The organism is Pseudomonas sp. GW821-FHT07F01 (assembly GCF_059418825.1).
On the sequence record NZ_JBWKQO010000003.1, the window covers coordinates 342,328 to 360,374 of the forward strand.

15 protein-coding genes and 1 pseudogene are annotated in these 18,047 nt (G+C 63.5%); 10 read left to right on the top strand and 6 right to left on the bottom strand.

From position 1 onward, the window contains the following. Positions 1-31 precede the first annotated feature (31 nt). Positions 32-604: a xanthine phosphoribosyltransferase gene (locus tag AC07R1_RS12120; RefSeq protein ID WP_011064203.1), complete on the bottom strand. Its 573-nt coding sequence runs from the start codon at positions 602-604 to the stop codon at positions 32-34. Between the two features lie 56 nt (positions 605-660). After that, positions 661-2,670 carry a DNA helicase Rep gene (gene rep / locus AC07R1_RS12125; RefSeq protein ID WP_011064202.1) on the bottom strand — a complete coding sequence of 670 codons (2,010 nt, stop codon included), beginning with the start codon at positions 2,668-2,670 and terminating at the stop codon, positions 661-663. A gap of 268 nt (positions 2,671-2,938) precedes the next feature. Between rep and AC07R1_RS12130 the strand changes: the two genes are divergently transcribed. Continuing rightward, positions 2,939-4,612, top strand: coding sequence for a putative bifunctional diguanylate cyclase/phosphodiesterase (locus AC07R1_RS12130; protein WP_011064201.1), 1,674 nt, complete (start codon positions 2,939-2,941; stop codon positions 4,610-4,612). Between the two features lie 18 nt (positions 4,613-4,630). On the opposite strand, the gene AC07R1_RS12135 is transcribed toward AC07R1_RS12130, so the two are convergent. Further along, positions 4,631-6,037, bottom strand: a complete 1,407-nt coding sequence (locus tag AC07R1_RS12135) for a NorM family multidrug efflux MATE transporter (RefSeq protein WP_011064200.1) — start codon at positions 6,035-6,037, stop codon at positions 4,631-4,633. Positions 6,038-6,187: 150 nt separating this feature from the next. Between AC07R1_RS12135 and AC07R1_RS12140 the strand changes: the two genes are divergently transcribed. The 4 genes and pseudogenes from AC07R1_RS12140 to AC07R1_RS12155 all read left to right on the top strand — a co-directional run bounded on the left by AC07R1_RS12140 (position 6,188) and on the right by AC07R1_RS12155 (position 10,365). Continuing rightward, entirely contained in the window at positions 6,188-7,108 is a 921-nt protein-coding gene (locus AC07R1_RS12140) for a LysR substrate-binding domain-containing protein (protein ID WP_011064199.1), read from the top strand. 192 nt (positions 7,109-7,300) lie between these two features. Further along, a pseudogene (locus AC07R1_RS12145) lies at positions 7,301-8,422 on the top strand (Cache 3/Cache 2 fusion domain-containing protein); the annotation flags it as partial. Positions 8,423-8,554: 132 nt separating this feature from the next. Further along, positions 8,555-9,277, top strand: coding sequence for a methyl-accepting chemotaxis protein (locus AC07R1_RS12150; protein WP_370505725.1), 723 nt, complete (start codon positions 8,555-8,557; stop codon positions 9,275-9,277). A gap of 119 nt (positions 9,278-9,396) precedes the next feature. After that, entirely contained in the window at positions 9,397-10,365 is a 969-nt protein-coding gene (locus AC07R1_RS12155) for a Ca2+-dependent phosphoinositide-specific phospholipase C (protein ID WP_495110559.1), read from the top strand. Positions 10,366-10,368: 3 nt separating this feature from the next. Here AC07R1_RS12155 and AC07R1_RS12160 read toward each other — a convergent pair whose 3' ends face one another. Next, complete coding sequence (locus AC07R1_RS12160) at positions 10,369-11,295, bottom strand: ABC transporter six-transmembrane domain-containing protein (protein WP_170866332.1); 927 nt, start codon at positions 11,293-11,295, stop codon at positions 10,369-10,371. A 113-nt stretch (positions 11,296-11,408) separates the two neighbouring features. On the opposite strand from AC07R1_RS12160, the gene AC07R1_RS12165 reads away from it, so the two are divergent. Continuing rightward, positions 11,409-11,987: a TetR/AcrR family transcriptional regulator gene (locus AC07R1_RS12165; RefSeq protein ID WP_015637458.1), complete on the top strand. Its 579-nt coding sequence runs from the start codon at positions 11,409-11,411 to the stop codon at positions 11,985-11,987. 112 nt (positions 11,988-12,099) lie between these two features. Continuing rightward, positions 12,100-13,314 (top strand): aldose 1-epimerase family protein, encoded by a 1,215-nt coding sequence (locus AC07R1_RS12170; RefSeq protein ID WP_495110560.1) that lies wholly within the window; start codon positions 12,100-12,102, stop codon positions 13,312-13,314. A 4-nt stretch (positions 13,315-13,318) separates the two neighbouring features. On the opposite strand, the gene AC07R1_RS12175 is transcribed toward AC07R1_RS12170, so the two are convergent. Next, entirely contained in the window at positions 13,319-14,812 is a 1,494-nt protein-coding gene (locus AC07R1_RS12175) for a YifB family Mg chelatase-like AAA ATPase (RefSeq protein WP_495110561.1), read from the bottom strand. Between the two features lie 186 nt (positions 14,813-14,998). After that, positions 14,999-15,259 (bottom strand): accessory factor UbiK family protein, encoded by a 261-nt coding sequence (locus AC07R1_RS12180; protein WP_011064192.1) that lies wholly within the window; start codon positions 15,257-15,259, stop codon positions 14,999-15,001. Positions 15,260-15,675: 416 nt separating this feature from the next. Here AC07R1_RS12180 and glnK point away from each other — a divergent pair, with 416 nt between their 5' ends. The 3 genes from glnK (at position 15,676) to AC07R1_RS12195 (ending at position 18,021) form a co-directional block, all read left to right on the top strand. Further along, positions 15,676-16,014 (top strand): P-II family nitrogen regulator, encoded by a 339-nt coding sequence (gene glnK, locus AC07R1_RS12185; RefSeq protein WP_002555808.1) that lies wholly within the window; start codon positions 15,676-15,678, stop codon positions 16,012-16,014. 33 nt (positions 16,015-16,047) lie between these two features. After that, positions 16,048-17,385, top strand: a complete 1,338-nt coding sequence (locus tag AC07R1_RS12190; RefSeq protein ID WP_011064191.1) for an ammonium transporter — start codon at positions 16,048-16,050, stop codon at positions 17,383-17,385. Between the two features lie 210 nt (positions 17,386-17,595). Continuing rightward, complete coding sequence (locus AC07R1_RS12195; protein ID WP_011064190.1) at positions 17,596-18,021, top strand: secondary thiamine-phosphate synthase enzyme YjbQ; 426 nt, start codon at positions 17,596-17,598, stop codon at positions 18,019-18,021. Positions 18,022-18,047 lie beyond the last annotated feature (26 nt).

An 18,047-nucleotide genomic window follows, 5' to 3' on the forward strand; every position in this document is an offset into this window, starting at 1 on the left:
CTACACAAATCTGTTGCTCTGGCGGGCGGGGTTACTCGATGAAGGTGACCACGCCGCCGGCCAGGGATTTGACCCGGGCCAGGGATTCCACGCGGTAGCCCTGGGAGTCCAGTTCGGCACGGCCGCCCTGGAACGACTTCTCGATGACGATGCCCAGGCCGGCCACGGTGGCGCCGGCCTGCTTGATGATCGAGATCAGTGCCTGGGACGCCTTACCGTTGGCCAGGAAGTCGTCGATGATCAGCACGCGGTCGCTGCTGGTCAGGTGCCGCGGGGAAATGGCGACGGTGCTTTCCACCTGCTTGGTGAAGGAGTACACGGTGGCCGACAGCAGGTTCTCGGTCAGGGTCAGGGACTGGTGCTTGCGGGCGAAGATCACCGGCACGCCCAGGTTCAGACCGGTCATGATCGCCGGGGCTATCCCTGAGGCTTCGATGGTGACGATCTTGGTGATGCCCGAATCCTTGAACAGCGTGGCGAATTCGTCGCCGATCAACTTCATCAACTGCGGGTCGATCTGATGGTTCAGAAAGGCGTCGACCTTCAGTACTTGATCGGAAAGCACGATGCCTTCTTCGCGAATTTTCTTGTGCAGTGCTTCCACGGAGCTTCCTCTACTGGCCACGTCTGGGCCAAAGGTCTGTTAAAAAATAGTCGATTTTAACGCTTTAACATCGCGCGTATATCCGCCAAGGCGCTATTGCCGCGAACGGCCTTCACTTCGGTCGGGGTGTCGTCGTTGCCTTCCCAGGCCAGATCGTCCGGGGGCAGCTCATCGAGGAAGCGGCTTGGCGCGCAGTCGATGATTTCACCGTACTGCTTGCGCTTGGCCGCAAAGGTAAAGGCCAGGGTCTGACGCGCGCGGGTAATGCCCACATAGGCCAGGCGTCGTTCTTCCTCGATGGTATCGGCTTCGATACTGGAGCGGTGCGGGAGGATTTCCTCTTCCATGCCCATGATGAACACGTAGGGAAACTCCAGACCCTTGGAGGCATGCAAGGTCATCATCTGCACGCCCTCGGCGCCGTCTTCCTCTTCCTGCTGACGTTCCAGCATGTCGCGCAGGACCAGCTTGCCGATGGCGTCTTCGACGGTCATCTCGCCGTCTTCGTCTTTTTCCAGGGTGTTCTTCAAGGCCTCGATCAGGAACCAGACGTTGCCCATCCGGTAGTCCGCCGCCTTGTCGCTGGAGCTGTTGGTGCGCAGCCAGTTCTCGTAGTCGATGTCCATGACCATGCTGCGCAGGGCGGAAATCGGGTCTTCGCCGGCGCACTGTTCGCGGACCCGGTCCATGAAGCGCTTGAAGCGCGCCAGGCGGTCGGTGAAACGGCTGTCCAGATGTTCGCCCAGGCCGATTTCGTCGGTGGCGGCGTACATCGAGATCTTGCGTTCGGTGGCGTAGTTGCCGAGTTTTTCCAGGGTCGTGGAACCGATTTCCCGGCGCGGCACGTTGATCACCCGGAGGAAGGCGTTGTCGTCATCCGGGTTCACGATCAGGCGGAAGTAGGCCATCAGATCCTTTACTTCCTGGCGTCCGAAGAAGCTGTTACCGCCGGACAGGCGATAGGGCACCTGGTGGTGCTGCAGCTTCAGTTCGATCAGCTTGGCCTGGTAGTTACCCCGGTAAAGAATGGCGAAGTCGCTGTAGGGGCGGTCGGTGCGCAGGTGCAGGCTGAGGATTTCCATGGCCACCCGTTCGGCCTCGGCATCTTCGTTGCGGCAGCGGATCACGCGGATCTCGTCGCCGTGGCCCATCTCGCTCCACAGCTGCTTTTCGAATTCGTGGGGGTTGTTGGAGATCAGCACGTTGGCGCAGCGCAGGATACGGCTGGTGGAGCGGTAGTTCTGCTCCAGCATCACCACTTTCAGGGACGGGTAGTCGTCCTTGAGCAGCATCAGGTTTTCCGGGCGTGCGCCGCGCCAGGCGTAGATCGACTGGTCATCGTCGCCCACCACGGTGAACTGGTTGCGCTTGCCGATCAGCATCTTCACCAGCAGGTACTGGCTGGCGTTGGTGTCCTGGTATTCGTCCACCAGCAGGTAGCGCACCTTGTTCTGCCATTTCTCCAGGATGTCGGCGTGCTCTTCGAACAGCTTCACCGGCAGCAGGATCAGGTCGTCGAAGTCCACTGCGTTGAACGCCTTGAGCGTGCGCTGGTAGTGGGTGTAGACGATGGCGGCGGTCTGTTCCTTGGGGTTGCGGGCGTTTTCCAGGGCCTCGGCGGGCAGGATCAGGTCGTTCTTCCACGAGCCGATCATGTTCTTGATCTCGTCGACGCCGTCGTCCCCGGAATACTCCTTCTGCATGATGTCGGTCATCAGGGCCTTGACGTCAGTCTCGTCAAAGATCGAGAAGCCCGGCTTGTAGCCCAGCCGCACATGCTCCTTGCGGATGATGTTCAGGCCCAGGTTGTGGAAGGTCGAGACCGTCAGGCCACGGCCTTCGCCACTGCGCAGCAGGGTGCCGACCCGCTCCTTCATTTCCCGCGCGGCCTTGTTGGTAAAGGTCATGGCGACAATGTACTGAGCGCGGATGCCGCAATTCTGGATCAGGTGCGCGATCTTGCGGGTGATCACGCTGGTCTTGCCGGAGCCTGCGCCGGCGAGCACCAAAAGAGGGCCGCCGACATAGTTCACGGCTTCTTGCTGCCGGGGATTGAGTCGGGACATGACGGTAAAAAGGGATCGGTTACGAAAAGGGCGGGCATTTTAACAGGCTGGACGGATTCTGCTGCCTCTGTCCGACTTGTGACGCACAACGCGATCTAAATTTGCCGGTTTTGATACTTTCCCTCAGGATGCGCGCTGAATATGCGTCTAATGTTCGAGTTAGAGCGGTACAAGAAATTGCGTATGATAATCAATATCAATTGTTATTGTTTATTTGCGCGCCATAATGCCCGCCGCCAACTTAATTTGCAGAGTCTAGGGAGCTAGCTTGTCTAAGCCTGTCGAACCCTTGCGTTTGCTGCTACTGGCTGAAGAGCCGGTGTGGACAGCGTTGTTGCGCGAGTGTGTCGCTCCGTTGGGAGACTCGGTGGTATTGATCAGTGCTCCCAGCTGGGAGTCTGTCAGCCGTTTGTTTGAAGACGACCGCAACGCGGTCCTGTTGACCCTTCCTCATTTGCAGCCCGGCCCCGGGCGTTGCAGCCTGCCCACCGTGTTGCTGCTGGACCAGGAACCGCCCGTAGCCCCTGTAGGCGTCAGCGACTGGCTGGTGAGTTCCTGCCTGAGTACCGATGCCCTGCGCCGTTGCCTGCGCCATGTACGTGAGCGCGGCCTGCTGGAAAACACCCTGCAGCGCCTGGCAGAGCAGGACCCCCTGACCGGCATCGCCAACCGCCAGGGGTTCCAGACCTTGCTGGCCGCGCGCCTGGCGGAAAACGAAGGCCGTGGCCTGGCCCTGGGCCATCTCGACCTGGACAATTTCCGCCACGCCAACGACGCCCTGGGCCACCAGGCCGGCGACCGGCTGATCCTGCAGGTGGTCTCGCGCCTGAAAAGCCAGCTTGAGGCCGGCGATCAACTGGCCCGCCTGGGCAGTGATGAGTTTGCCTTGCTCATCGACACCCGCCGCGCTCCACAGCGGGCCGAGTGGATGGCCGAGCGCATCACCGAAGCCATGGCCGAGCCCTATTGGGTCGATGGCGAAAGCCTGTTGATCGGCTGCAGCCTGGGGATTGCCCATGCCCGGGCCAATGCCGGTGCCGACCCGCTGATGTGGCATGCACACATCGCCATGCAACAGGCCAAGAGCACCCAGGGCTGCACCTTTCATATCTTCAACGAGCGGATCAATCGCAACGCTCGCAGCCTGGCCGACCTGGAAAGCGAACTGCGCCGGGCCCTGCGCCGCGACGAACTGGAGCTGCACTACCAGCCCCGGCTGAACCTGCATGACGGCAAGATCGTGGGCCTTGAAGCCCTGGTGCGCTGGCGCCATGGCGAGCGCGGCCTGTTGCCGCCCAGCGAGTTCGTGCCCCTGGCCGAGCAGAGCGGGCTGATCGTGCCCCTGGGCTACTGGGTGATTTCCCGAGCCCTGCGGGACATGCAGGCCCTGCGCGAACGCGGCCTGCCGCCGTTGCACATGGCGGTGAACCTGTCGTTCCGCCAGTTCCAGGACAGCCAACTGCTTTCGACCCTGAGCCGCCTGATTGCCGAACGCGGAGTCGAGGCCCAGTGGCTGGAATTCGAATTGACCGAGACCGCAGTGATGCGCCGCAGTGACCTGGTGAAGCAGACCATGGATGCCCTGGGGCGCCTGGGAGTGCGTTTCTCCCTGGACGATTTCGGTACCGGCTTCTCTTCCTTCGTCCACCTCAACAGCCTGCCCATTACCCTGCTCAAGGTGGACAAGAGCTTTGTCGGCGGCATGGAGCAGCGCGAAGAGAACCGCAAACTGGTCCACGCCATGATCAACCTGGCCCATAACCTGAACCTGAATGTGGTGGCCGAAGGCGTGGAGACGGCGGAACAGCTGGCCTTGCTGCGGGGCTTTGGTTGCGACCAGGCCCAGGGCTATCTGATCAGCAAGCCGCTGCCCCTGGCGGAACTGATGGACTATCTGACCTTCGGCAGCAGCCAGCAGGCGCTGCAGGAAGGGACGGTTTAAACCGGCGTCGGTTCGGGCTCAATCCGCCTGGCCGGCCTGGAGAGTCATGGCCGGCACGGGCGGCTCACGCCGGATCATGCGGCGCATCCGCCACTCGAATGCCAGGGTCAGGCTGATGGCCGCACACGCGAGCCCCAGGGCCAGGCCCCACCAGACACCGGTCGGCCCCCAGCCCAGGGTGAAGGCCATCAGCCAGGCCGAAGGTGCGCCAATCAGCCAGTAGCAGCCCAGACCCACCAGGAAGGTAGTCTTGGCATCCTTGAGGCCACGGATCGCGCCCATGGCGATGGTCTGGGTGCCGTCGAACAGCTCGAACCAGGCGGCCACCGCCAGCAGGCTCACGGCCAGCCGGATCACCTCGGCGAAGGCCGGGTCGTTGTGGTCGAGGAACAGCCCGATCAGTTGGTTCGGCAGCAGCCAGAAGATCATGGCGAACCCCAGCATCGCCACCGCGCCAAAGGCGATGCCCACGCGCCCGGCCAATCGTGCATCGAGCAATTGCCCGGCGCCGTAATGCTGGCCGATGCGCATGGTGATGGCGTAGGAAATCCCCGCCGGCACCATGAACGCCACCGAGACGATCTGCAGGGCGATCTGGTGCGCTGCCAGTTGCGTGCTGCCCATGGTGCCCATGCACAGGGCGGCGAAGGCAAACAGCCCGACTTCCACCGCGTAGGTGCCGCCGATGGGCAGGCCCAGGCGCCACAGTTCCCGCAGGTAATGGGTGTTCAGCCGGGACAGGCCCTGGCGCAGCGGGTAGGCGGCGTAGGCCGGGTGGCGCTTGATGTGCCAGGCCAGGGCCACGGCCATGCAGTTGGCGACGATGGCGGTCACCAGGCCAATGCCCACCAGGCCGAGTTTCGGCAGGCCGAACATGCCGGTGATCAGCGCGTAGTTGAGGAGGAAGTTGGCCACGGTGCCGCCCAGGCTGATGACCATCACCGGCGTGGCCCGGCCGATGGCGCTGGTGAAGCCGCGCAGGGCCATGAAACTCAGGTAGCCGGGCAGGGCGAACGGCAGGATCAGCAGGAACTGGCCGGCGGCGTGGACGTTGCTTTCGGTCTGGCCGAACAGCAACAGCAGCGGCTTGAGGTTCCACAGCAGCAGGCCGGCCACCAGGGCCATCAGCCAGGCCAGCCAGAGCCCGGCCTGGGTCAGGCGCGCGGCGCCCTCGATGTCGCCAGCGCCCTGGCGGATCGCTACCAGCGTGCCCACCGCGGCAATCACGCCGATGCAGAAGATTGATACGAAGGAGTAGCTGGCCGCACCCAGGCCGCCGCCGGCCAGGGCCTCGGGGCTCAGGCGGGCCATCATCAGGGTGTCGGTGAGGACCATCAGCATGTGCGCCAGCTGCGAGGCGATCAGCGGCCCCGCCAGCCGCAGGATGGCCCAGAGTTCGGTACGTGCTGGATGCTGCATGGTCATCAGGCTCGATCAGGGGAAAGTCCGGGAGAGCGCTGATTCTCGGCGCTCTTGGCCCATAGCACAAAGGGATAAAAACGATTGCTGGCATGATTAAAACTCATGCGAAGCACTTTCTGGTAGCGTGGCCCTGTCACGTTCTGGAGTGCCTGCATGTCCCGTCGTCTTCCTCCGCTGTATGCCCTGCGCGCCTTCGAGGCAGCGGCCCGGCACAGCTCGTTCACCCGGGCAGCCGAAGAGCTGTCGATCACCCAGAGCGCGGTCAGCCGGCATATCCGGACCCTGGAGGATCACTTCGCTTGCCGGCTGTTCCAGCGCAGCGGGCGCAACTTGCAACTGACCGAGGCGGCGCGCTTGCTGCTGCCGGGGATACGCGAGGGCTTCGGTGCCCTGGAACGGGCCTGCAATACCCTGCGTGCCGAAGATGACATCTTGCGCATGAAGGCGCCCTCGACCCTGACCATGCGCTGGCTGTTGGCGCGGCTCAGCCGCTTCCGCCATTTGCAGCCGGGCAATGAGGTGCAGCTCACCAGTGCCTGGATGGACGTGGACTCGGTGGACTTCAACCAGGAGCCCTTCGACTGCGCGGTGCTGCTGAGCAATGGCCACTTCCCCCCGGACTGGGAGGCCAGCTACCTGTTTCCCGAACTGCTGATTCCGGTGGGCGCGCCGAACCTGCTCAATGATCAGCCCTGGGACGTGGCGCGCCTGGCCGCCACCGAGCTGTTGCACCCGACCCCGGACCGCCGCGACTGGCGCAGTTGGCTGGAGCACATGGGCCTGACCGACCAGGTGTCCCTCAAGGGCGGGCAGGTGTTCGACACCCTGGAGCTGGGGATGATTGCCGCTGCGCGGGGTTATGGCGTGTCCATGGGGGACTTGCTGATGGTGGCCGAGGATGTGGCCCAGGGTCGCTTGAGCCTGCCCTGGCCGACAGCGGTGGCCAGTGGCCTGAACTACTATCTGGTGTGGCCCAGGACCCGGCCCGGAGGCGAGCGTTTGCGGCGCCTCAGCGACTTCCTTCAGGGCGAGGTCCAGGCCATGCAACTGCCCGCCGTAGAGCGCCTGGGCTGAAACGTTGCAGTACCCGGCTGGCGGGGCGTGCAAATATCCCTGCAAAGCGCTCAAGTATTGGCTCGTGCCGCCGAATCCATGGGTTATGGAACCAGCGTTCAGGAAGGTCCTAACTGATTAAAAATCTTAGAATTATGACTGCCGAGGGTGCTGACCGATCAGGATGATCCGCCTTCTCGGCAAGGAGCCATCATGTCCCAACCCCGTGCCCGCATAGCCTCTCAGCTAGGGCTCGCCCTTGCCTTGATACTCGCCCTGGTGATCAGCGGCAGCACCCTGTTCGCCTTGCGTTCGCTGGACTCGGCGAACCTCGACACCCGAGAGGAACACCTGGCCAGTGAAGCCCGTCTGCTGGCCGATCAGCTCAACACGTTCCACGGCAGCCTGCGCGAGAGCACCCAGCGCCTCAGCGGCCTGTTTGAAAACCGCTTCAGCAGCGGCCTGAGCCTGCATCCGGAACAACCGGTGAGCGTGGCCGGGGTGCAGACCCCGGGATTGCACCTGGGGGATGTGGTGCTGAACAACAACTTCGCCGAAGTCGACCAGTTCAAGCAGATGACCGCCGGTGTGGCGACCTTGTTCGTGCGCAGTGGCGATGACTTCGTGCGGGTCAGTACCTCCCTGAGCAAGCAGGATGGCAGCCGTGCCATCGGCACCTTGCTCGACCATGCCCACCCGGCCTATCAGAAACTCATGGCGGGCCAGGGTTATGTGGGCCGGGCCTTGCTCTTCGAACGCTTCTACATGACCCAGTACACCCCGGTGCTGGACCGCAGCGGCAAGGTCATCGCGGTGCTGTTTGTCGGCTTCGATTACACCGATGCGCAAAATGCCCAGTTCGCCAACCTCAAGCGCTTCCGCATCGGCCAGAGCGGCTCCCTGGCCCTGCTCGACGAGCAGAACAAGTGGCTGGTGCCACCGGCCGGCGTGCAGGCGCCGGAGCAGGCGGCGCAGGTCATGGCGCAAGCGGCCAAGGAGCCGGGCAAGGGGCGTTTCTGGAGTGATCAGGGCGAAGACTTCTACAGCCTGGCAGTGCCGTTCGAGGGGGGCCCCTGGTCGGTGGTGGCGAGCATGCCCAAGGCAGAGATCCGCGCGGTGACCTGGAGCGTTGGTATTCGGCTGGTGATCGGCAGCCTGCTGGCCATGCTGCTGGCGGTGGGCGCTACGGTCTGGCTGCTGCGCAGCAAGCTGGCACCGCTGAGCGACCTGGTGCGCCAGGCCCAGGCCCTGGGCGGCGGTGACCTGAGCGCACGGCTGAACGTTGCCAGCCATGACGAAATCGGCCAGTTGGCCCGCAGCTTCAACCAGATGGGCGAAGCCCTGTCGACCATGGTCGAGCACATCCGCCGCTCTGCCGCCGAGGTCAATGGCCGGGCCCAGGTGCTGTCCGGCTTGTCCAGCGGTGCATATGAAGGCATGGAGCAGCAGTCCGGCGAGATCACCAGCATGGCCGGGGCGGTGGAGGAGTTCAGCGCCACCTCGCTGAACATCGCCGACAACATGGGCAGTACCCAGCGCCTGGCCCAGGAAAACGCCCAGCAGACCCATATTGGCCGCACCTCCATGCAAGAGGCCTCGTCTTCCCTGGAACAGATCGCCGGAGCCCTCAACAGCACGGCCACGGTGATCAACACCCTGGGCCAGCGCTCCCAGGAGATCGGCGGAATTGTCGGAGTGATCACCGCGATTGCCGACCAGACCAACCTGCTGGCCCTGAATGCCGCTATCGAGGCCGCCCGGGCCGGTGAGCAGGGCCGCGGTTTTGCCGTGGTGGCGGATGAGGTACGCAACCTGGCCTCGCGTACCCGTGAAGCCACGGATGAAATTTCCCAGATGATCACCAGCATCCAGCAGGAAACCGGCCACGCCATCCAGACCATGGAGCAGGGCAACCGCCTGATGCAGGAAGGCCTGTCGCGCAACGCCGACGTGGCCTCGGCCCTGGCCCTGATCGACGAGCAGAGCCGCAGCGCCGGCGAGCAGTTTGCCGCCATCACCACCGCGACCCAGGAGCAGAGCAGCACCGCCACGGTACTCAGCAGCAATCTGCAGAGCATTGCCCAGGCCAACAGCGAGCAGCGTGAAGTGGTGTCCAACCTGGCGGTCACTGCTCGTGAGCTGGAAACCCTGGCCGCGGACCTGCGCCAGGAAGTCGATCGCTTCCGCTGACGGCTGCCGCCTCGCCCCTCAATCCGGGTTGGGGGGCGAAAGTTGCAATGAGGCCTGATTCGACTAAAACAGATGAGCAGTGGTTTGCCCCAAGGACCTCCCTTTCAGCAGGAGCTGGCATGACTCATCTTTCCCGTTTCGTCCCCCGCGCCCTGGCGCTGTCGGCACTCTTGCTCAGCCCGGCGGCGTTCAGCCAGGAAAGCCCGGCGTTCATCGCCCCGGCTACCTGGAATACCCCGTTCAACGGCATCGCCCAGGTGGCCTGTCACAACTGCTACGAGAAGCAATACGCAAGCACCTTCAGCAGCGTGCTCGACAGTGTGCGCACCCTGGAACTGGACTTCTGGGACCAGCGCGATGCGGTGACCGGCGGCTCGCCCCGGCACTGGTTCGTGCGGCACAACCCCGGCACCCTGTTCCAGTCCGGCAACGACAACAATTGCACGGGCGATGGCACCGGCAAGAACGATCTCGAAGCCTGCCTCAACGACGTCAAGAACTGGAGCGACAACCACCCCGGGCACTTTCCCATCACGGTGATCCTCGACAAGAAGCAGGGCTGGTCGAAGGAAAGCTCGGGGCGCACGCCCAAGGATTTCGATGAGCTGGTGACCCGGGGCTTCCAGGGCAAGCTCTATACCCCCCAGGACCTGGCCACGCACATCGGCAGCAGCGCGGGCGCCTTGCAGGGCAACCTCAAGGGCAAGTCCTGGCCCACCGCCAGCCAGCTTCAGGGCAAGGTCCTGCTGGTGCTCAACCACTCGGAAAACCAGAAGCTCTCGCAGTACGCCGAGGCCCGGACTTCCAGCGCCAAGGTGTTCATCTCGCCGGTGACCAATGGCCAGAACGATGTCAGCGGCAAGGTCAGTGGCATGTCCGGCCAGTCGTCCGGCTACGTGGCCATGAACAACATGTCCAAGGGCGACAAGAAGTGGGCGGCCCAGGCCTTTGCCTACAGCCATGTGGGCCGGGTCTGGGGCGATGACGGGGTGTCGTTCGCCCAGCACATCAGCGAGAAGGTCAACCTCTCGGCCTACTACAAGTTCGCCGAGCAGAACGCCGGCGGCTATCGCATCCGGCCGTTCTGAGCTTCACCGGGGTTCGGTCGGTTCACCGAGCCCCGGGTCCACGCGCTTGCCGATGTCCCGCAGGCGCGCCAGCTGATCGACCATGGTCGGTGCTTCATCGACGCTGCTGACAAAGGTCCACAGGTAGGTCATCACCGCATACACATGGCCGGCCTTGATCTCGGGCGACAGCGCCAACTGGCTGATGGCAATGACGAACAGCACCGCTGCCACAGCGCCAAGGAACAGATAGGCCGCGGCTTCCCGATCCGAGAGCCCGATGCGCAGCCGCGACAGCAGGCGATAGTGACGCTGCAGCGAGACCGCGCCGACCCTGGCCACCAGGCCGATTTCCTTTTCCAGCCGGTTATTCAGGCGTTCGTGCAGTTGCTGGTTGCGCCGGGCAAAACGTGGCAGCAGGGTCATGCACAGCAATAGCGCCGTGAGGCAGGCGAGGCCGATCCAGGGTTCGATCACCAGCAGCATCACTGCCGCCCCGACGATCGACACCAGGGCCGTGGCGATGGTCGGCACGTGCTTTTCGAAGAAGTCGACGAACTCCCGGGCCAGCACCACCCGCGCCGCGGCGGTGGAGGTGTCCTGCTGTTGCAGGCGCTGGTTGAGAATCACCGGCACCGCCAGGTCCGCGTAGATGCGGGTGAAGGTACGGGTGTCCACCGCACGCCGCGCCGCACCCACTACCCAGAAGCCCAGCACCACCAGGGCATAGATCAGCGCATGGGCAGCGTCGCCCCGCAGGATCGAATCCACGGCGAAGCCGGCGAACAGCGGGTAGGCCAGCAGCAGGGCGTTTTCCAGGGCCACCAGGGACAAGGTGACGAACAGCTTGCCCGGATAGGCCCGGGCAATGGCCTTGAGGGTCTGGCTGGCGGTCTGCTGGCCGATTTTCTGGGTTGGATCCACGACGATGAGTGGGGTGACGGCGGACATGAGTGCACCACAAGAGTGATAACGGTTAATATTGAGCGACTGCTCAATTATCTTTGAGCGAACGCTCAAAATGCAAGCGCCGTCCATCCTGGCGCCAAGAGGCCTGATTGCACATGTCGCGTAACGACCGTAAAGACCAGATCATCCAGGCGGCCCTGGAATTATTCCGCAGCAAGGGTTTCGCCGAGGTTTCCACCCGTGACCTGGCCGAGCATGCGGGGCTGTCTCGCAGCCACGTCTATCACTACTTCAGTGACTGGAAGGGGCTGCGCCGCGAAGCCTTCGTGCGGTTTGCCGATGACCAGCTGGAGGCGGTGGGCCAGCCCCTGCGCGGTGCCGCGCCCATGGACGCCTTGCTGGGGTTTCTCCGTGACTGCCTGCCCGATTCCGCCGAAGCCGGCTGGGCGCTGTGGCTCGATGCCTGGGACGAAGCCATGCATGACGCCGAGCTGGCGCAGGCCTACCTGAGGATCAACGGTCAGTGGCGGGACATGCTGGCGGCGATCATTGCCGATGGGGTCCGCACGGGGGTATTCCGCTGCGCCAGCCCCGAGCGCGCGGCAAGGCAACTGTTCGCCCAGACCATGGGTTACGCCGATGACCTGTTGCTGCGGGCTTCCCCCGAAGCTGCCCAGGCGGCGTTGCAGGAAGTCATGGAAGTGGCTGGCCTGCTGCTGGGATTCGAGGGCTGACAGGAAACGGCCAGTGGAGTGGAGTTTGTCCGGCTAATTGGGATTTTTGGCCTTGCTGAAACGATTCTTCAGGGCTATAAAAACCGCACAACTCCAAAAAAGGCACTCCTGCATGACTCCGCTGAAACTGCTGGTCACCCTTGGCGCGCTGGCCGCCACCTCCCACGCCATGGCCTGGGACTATGTATTGCTCGATACCGACAAGGCTCCCCGCAACCTGCACCTGACCAGTGAACAGTTGGGGGTCAAGACCGAGCGGCCGTTTTCCGTGACCCTGCGCACCCTGCATGGCGGACGCCAGGAGGGGGTGAGCATCGTCGACATCGACAACGGCGTGATGCAGCTCTCGGTGGTGCCGACCCGGGGCATGAACGTGCTGCAGGCTTCGGTGGGCGAGGTGCGCTTGGGCTGGGATTCGCCGGTCAAGGAGGTGGTCAATCCGGCCTTCATCGAGCTTAACGGCCGCGGCGGCCTGGGCTGGCTGGAGGGCTTCAACGAACTGGTGGCCCGCTGTGGCTATGAGTGGGTCGGGCACCCGGGCCTGGACAATGGCGAACTGCTGACCCTGCACGGTCGTGCGGCCAACATCCCGGCGAGCAAGGTCACGCTGCATATCGACGAGCAACCGCCGTATGCCATTCACCTGCGGGGCGAGCTCAAGGAACAGGCGTTCAAGAAGGTGGATTTCAGTGTCGCCACCGAACTGGTGACCGAACCCGGCAGCACCCGGTTTGCGCTCAACGACACCCTGACCAACAACGGCGACTACCCCAAGGAATACCAGGCGCTCTACCACAGTAACTTCAGCACGCCGTTCCTGGAGCAGGGGGCGAAGTTCGCCGCGCCGGTGAAGCAGGTTTCGCCGTTCAATGACAAGGCCCGGGCCGACCTGGCGGACTGGCAGACCTATCGCGGCCCGACCCGCGACTACGACGAAACCGTGTACAACCTCGTGCCCTACGCCGACGCTCAGGGCGAGACCCTGGCGGTGTTGCATAACAAGGCCGGGAGCCTGGGTGTTTCCCTGGGCTTCAACACTCGACAACTGCCGGTGTTTTCCCTGTGGAAAAACACCGACACCCAGGGCCAGGGTTATGTGACGGGTTTGGAACCGGGCACCAGCTTTTCCTACAACCGCCGTTACCAGCGCCCGTTGCATCTAGTGCCGAGCATTGGCGCCAAGGAGCAGCGGCAATTCCAGATTCGCTACAGCCTGTTGGCCGATAAAGCCGCGGTGGATAAAGCCCTGAGCCGTGTCAGCCAGATCCAGGATGGGCGTCAGACCGAAGTGCGGCCAACACCCTTGGTAGACCTGTCCCGGGAATGAACCTTCAATCGGCGCTGGGCCGGTAGTGCAGGGCTTCGGCCAGGTGCTCGCGGCTGATTCGCGCGGCCTGTTCCAGGTCCGCCAGGGTACGCGCCACCTTGAGCAAACGGTGAGCGGCCCGCAACGACAGGCCCAGGCGTTCGCAGGCCGCTTCCAGCCAGCGCTCGTCGGTTGTGGATAATTTGCAGTGGCGACGCAGGCCGGGCAGGTCGAGAAAGGCGTTGGCGCAGCCCTGGCGCTCGCGTTGCAGCTCGCGAGCCCCGGCGACCCTGGTGGCGGCTGCGGCGCTATCATTGCCCGGTTGCGGCTCGGGGTTGAGGGCGGTGGCTTCGCGGGCCACGGTCAGGTGCAGGTCGATGCGATCCAGCAGCGGCCCGGATATCTTGTTGCGATAGCGCTGGATCTGCTCCGGTGTGCAACGGCAGCGTCCGCTGGGCTCGCCAAGATATCCACAGGGGCAGGGGTTCATCGCTGCCACCAATTGGAAGCGTGCCGGGAACTGCACCCGGTCCCGGGCTCGGGCAATGACGATCTGCCCGGACTCCATGGGCTCGCGCAGCACTTCCAGGACCTTGCGGTCGAACTCCGGCAGTTCATCGAGAAACAGCACGCCGTGATGGGCCAGGGTGATTTCCCCGGGCTGGGGTTTCGAGCCGCCTCCGACCAGCGCCGCACCCGAAGCCGAATGGTGGGGCTGGCGAAACGGCCGCTGTGGCCAGTAGCGCAGGGGCTTGTGGCTGGCCACCGACTGGATCGCCGCGACTTCCAGGGCTTCATCTTCCTGCAACGGTGGCAGCAGGCCGGGCAAGCGGCTGGCCAACAGGGTCTTGCCGGTGCCTGGCGGGCCGCTGAACAACAGGTTGTGGGCGCCCGCCGCGGCGATCAGCAGGGCGCGCTTGGCGGCGAGCTGGCCTTGCACTTCGCTGAGGTCGGGGTAGGGGAAGTGGCTCTGCACCAGGCCGTCGCTGACATAGGGCGCAATCGGCGCGTGGCCGTTGAAATGGGCAACAGCCTCCAGCAGATGATCCACCGCGATCACCTTTAGGCCGCTGGCCAGGCAGGCTTCTTCGGCATTGGCCCGGGGCACCAGCAGGGTATGCCCGGCGTCGCGTGCCGCCAGTGCGGCGGGCAGTACGCCGCGTACCGGGCGCACCGCGCCGGAGAGCGCCAGCTCCCCCAGGCATTCGATGTTGTCCAGGGCCAGGGCCGGCACCTGCACGCTGGCGGCAAGGATGCCCAGGGCGATGGCCAGATCGAAGCGCCCGCCGTCCTTGGGCAGGTCCGCCGGCGCCAGGTTGAGGGTGATGCGCCGGGCCGGAAAGTTGAACCCGGCATTGAGGATTGCACTGCGCACCCGGTCCTTGCTTTCCTTGACCGCGGCTTCCGGCAGGCCCACCAGGGTCAGGCTCGGCAAGCCGTTGGCCAGGTGCACTTCAACACTGACAGCCGGAGCCTGGACGCCGACCTGGGCACGGCTGTGGATGATTGCCAGGGACATGGGGAGAGCTTCCTTGCGACAGCGGGAATCGCGTCCTGCGGTGCTGCAAGGATAGATGAGGGGGCTGGCCAGAGGAGCGCCCGAATGGGCACAGGATATGTCGTCGGTGCGCGAGCCTTCGCCGGCAAGCCAGTTCCTACAGGACAGGTCTGTAGGAGCCGGCCTGCCGGCGAACTCGGATTCAGATCATTGCGCTGCCGGGTTCAGCCGGGCTTCCAGCTCCGCCACCTTGGCTTCGAGGCTTTCCAGGCGCGCGCGAGTGCGGGCCAGGACCACCATCTGGCTGTCGAATTCTTCCCGGCTGACCAGGTCCAGCTTGCTGAAGCCGCTTTGTAGCAGGGCCTTGAGCTGGCTTTCGATTTCATTGCGGGGCAGGGGTGTTTCACCGCTGAGCAACCGCGAGGCGTGGCCGCTCAGGGCGTCGAGAAGGTCTTTGGGCGCGAGCATGGGAGAGTCCTGAATTGCAGTCGGCCCGCAGTGTATCACGCAGCAACGACGCTCCAGGTGGCCCCGGGTTGCACGTTTTTCGCGCATCTGGCCGGGCGCCAGCGCACCGTTTTTGTGCGTATCCCGGGTGCCGTTTTCCCGCATTCCCTGCCGGCTCGGGGCAAGGGACTGAAATCACTGATTTTTCCCGAGCTGGCAAGCTTTCTGCTTAGACCCTGGTGACCCATGCACTGATGCAGTCGCTGTGACGAATGCAGTGCGGCAGGCGGAGCGGGGAGTGTTTCGTCAGACAGCGGTTAGCTGGCGTCGGTCGGGCTGAGGAAGGCCGACGGTGCGTTACAAAGCCAGGCACTGCGCTTAGACTTGAGTCGGGTTTGTTTTCCTGGGGCAAGTCCACCAATTCGGGAGAGAGTTTCATGAAGCTAGTCACTGCCATCATCAAGCCGTTCAAGTTGGACGACGTGCGCGAGTCGCTGTCCGAGATCGGCGTGCAGGGCATTACCGTCACTGAAGTCAAAGGCTTCGGCCGGCAGAAGGGTCACACCGAGCTGTATCGCGGTGCGGAGTACGTGGTGGATTTCCTGCCCAAGGTGAAGATCGATGTCGCCATTGACGACAAGGATCTTGACCGGGTTATCGAGGCGATAACCAAGGCCGCCAACACCGGCAAGATCGGTGACGGCAAGATCTTCGTGGTCAATCTGGAACAGGCTATTCGCATCCGTACCGGCGAAACCGATACCGACGCAATCTAAGCCGCCAAACCCAACGCCCCAGGAGAAAACAATATGACTCTGCGTAAATTCGCAGGGCTAGGAGCCCTTTTGTCCCTCGTAATGCCAGGCCTGGCCATGGCGGCAGACGAAGCGGCGGCTCCAGTCCTCAACTCCGGCGATACCGCCTGGATGCTGACCTCCACAGCCCTGGTGCTGTTCATGACCATTCCTGGCCTGGCGCTGTTCTACGGCGGCATGGTGCGGTCGAAAAACATTCTTTCGGTAATGATGCAGTGCTTCGCCATTACCGGCCTGATCACTGTCCTGTGGTTCATCTACGGCTACAGCATGGCGTTCGACACCACCGGGATGGAAGCTGGCGTGGTCAACCTCAATTCCTTTGTGGGCGGCTTCTCCAAGGCCTTCCTGGCGGGCATCACCCCGGCCAGCCTGACCGGCCCGGCTGCGCTGTTCCCTGAAGCGGTGTTCGTCACCTTCCAGATGACCTTCGCCATCATCACTCCAGCGCTGATCGTCGGTGCCTTCGCCGAGCGGATGAAATTCTCCGCCATGCTGATCTTCATGGGCGTGTGGTTCACCCTGGTGTATGCGCCGATCGCCCATATGGTCTGGAGCGGTCCGGGCTCGCTGCTGGGCGACTGGGGCGTGCTGGACTTTGCCGGCGGCACCGTAGTGCACATCAACGCCGGTATCGCGGGCCTGGTGGCCTGCCTGGTGCTGGGCAAGCGCAAGGGTTTCCCGACCACGCCGATGGCGCCACACAACCTGGGTTACACCCTGATGGGCGCAGCCATGCTGTGGATCGGCTGGTTCGGCTTCAACGCCGGTTCCGCCGCTGCCGCCAACGGCACCGCCGGCATGGCCATGCTGGTAACGCAGATCGCGACGGCTGCCGCCGCCCTGGGCTGGATGTTTGCCGAGTGGATCACCCACGGCAAGCCTAGCGCGCTGGGCATCGCTTCGGGTGTGGTCGCAGGCCTGGTGGCAATCACTCCGGCTGCCGGTACCGTTGGCCCGATGGGCGCCCTGATCATCGGTCTGGCGGCCGGTGTGGTGTGCTTCTTCTGCGCCACCAGCCTCAAGCGCAAGCTGGGATATGACGACTCCCTGGACGCCTTTGGCGTGCACGGCATCGGCGGTATTCTCGGTGCGATCCTCACCGGTGTGTTCGCTGCTCCGTCCCTGGGTGGCTTCGGCACCGTGACCGATGTGGCCGCTCAGGTCTGGATCCAGGCCAAGGGCGTGGGTTTCACGGTGATCTACACCGCGATCGTCACCTTCATCATCCTCAAGGTTCTGGACGCGGTCATGGGGCTGCGGGTGAGCGAGGAAGAAGAGGCGGTCGGCCTCGATCTGGCACAGCACAACGAGCGTGGTTACAACCTGTAATCGCGCAAGAAAAAAAAGCCCGGCTCCGGCCGGGCATTTTTTTGCCTGATGTTTGTCATTGAGAAAGGCTGAAAGGATTTTCTGACAAGCATTGGCGTGTTTGCCGTGACGATTTCCGGCAGGGCAAATGCTTACACTAAAGCAGGATTATTCGGCGCTTTGTTTTTTCCCTGAGCGCGCTAGAATGCGCGCCGAAGCGTGGAGATCGGTATGTGGCAACAGACCCTGATTACCCTGCGGGCCAGGCCCCGGGGCTTTCATCTGGTGACGGACGAGTTGCTCGCCGGCCTGCCTGAGTTGAAGGCATGTCGGGTTGGTCTGCTGCATCTGTGGCTGCAACATACCTCGGCCTCGTTGACCATCAACGAGAACGCCGATCCGGCGGTACGGCGTGACTTCGAGCGTTACTTCAACACCCTGGTGCCTCAAGGCATGGCCGGGTACGAACATAACGACGAAGGCGCGGATGACCTGCCGGCGCACTTCAAGGCCAGTTTGCTAGGCTGTCAGCTGACTTTGCCGGTAGCGGCGGGGCGTCTGGCGTTGGGCATCTGGCAAGGCGTTTATCTGGGCGAGCATCGCGATCATGGCGGTGCTCGCAAAGTCCTTGCCACCTTGCACGGTGATAAGGCATAAGCCGCTGAGTATCAGTGGACGTTGAT

What these genes read in the sequence shown, in the direction of transcription:
- AC07R1_RS12170 (WP_495110560.1), top strand. Translation starts at nt 12,100, where the DNA reads ATGACTCCGCTGAAACTGCTGGTCACCCTTGGCGCGCTGGCCGCCACC.
- AC07R1_RS12160 (WP_170866332.1), bottom strand. Translation starts at nt 11,295, where the DNA reads ATGTCCGCCGTCACCCCACTCATCGTCGTGGATCCAACCCAGAAAATC.
- AC07R1_RS12180 (WP_011064192.1), bottom strand. Translation starts at nt 15,259, where the DNA reads ATGCTCGCGCCCAAAGACCTTCTCGACGCCCTGAGCGGCCACGCCTCG.
- AC07R1_RS12155 (WP_495110559.1), top strand. Translation starts at nt 9,397, where the DNA reads ATGACTCATCTTTCCCGTTTCGTCCCCCGCGCCCTGGCGCTGTCGGCA.
- glnK (WP_002555808.1), top strand. Translation starts at nt 15,676, where the DNA reads ATGAAGCTAGTCACTGCCATCATCAAGCCGTTCAAGTTGGACGACGTG.
- AC07R1_RS12135 (WP_011064200.1), bottom strand. Translation starts at nt 6,037, where the DNA reads ATGACCATGCAGCATCCAGCACGTACCGAACTCTGGGCCATCCTGCGG.
- AC07R1_RS12175 (WP_495110561.1), bottom strand. Translation starts at nt 14,812, where the DNA reads ATGTCCCTGGCAATCATCCACAGCCGTGCCCAGGTCGGCGTCCAGGCT.
- AC07R1_RS12190 (WP_011064191.1), top strand. Translation starts at nt 16,048, where the DNA reads ATGACTCTGCGTAAATTCGCAGGGCTAGGAGCCCTTTTGTCCCTCGTA.
- rep (WP_011064202.1), bottom strand. Translation starts at nt 2,670, where the DNA reads ATGTCCCGACTCAATCCCCGGCAGCAAGAAGCCGTGAACTATGTCGGC.
- AC07R1_RS12140 (WP_011064199.1), top strand. Translation starts at nt 6,188, where the DNA reads ATGTCCCGTCGTCTTCCTCCGCTGTATGCCCTGCGCGCCTTCGAGGCA.
- AC07R1_RS12195 (WP_011064190.1), top strand. Translation starts at nt 17,596, where the DNA reads ATGTGGCAACAGACCCTGATTACCCTGCGGGCCAGGCCCCGGGGCTTT.
- AC07R1_RS12165 (WP_015637458.1), top strand. Translation starts at nt 11,409, where the DNA reads ATGTCGCGTAACGACCGTAAAGACCAGATCATCCAGGCGGCCCTGGAA.
- AC07R1_RS12150 (WP_370505725.1), top strand. Translation starts at nt 8,555, where the DNA reads ATGGCCGGGGCGGTGGAGGAGTTCAGCGCCACCTCGCTGAACATCGCC.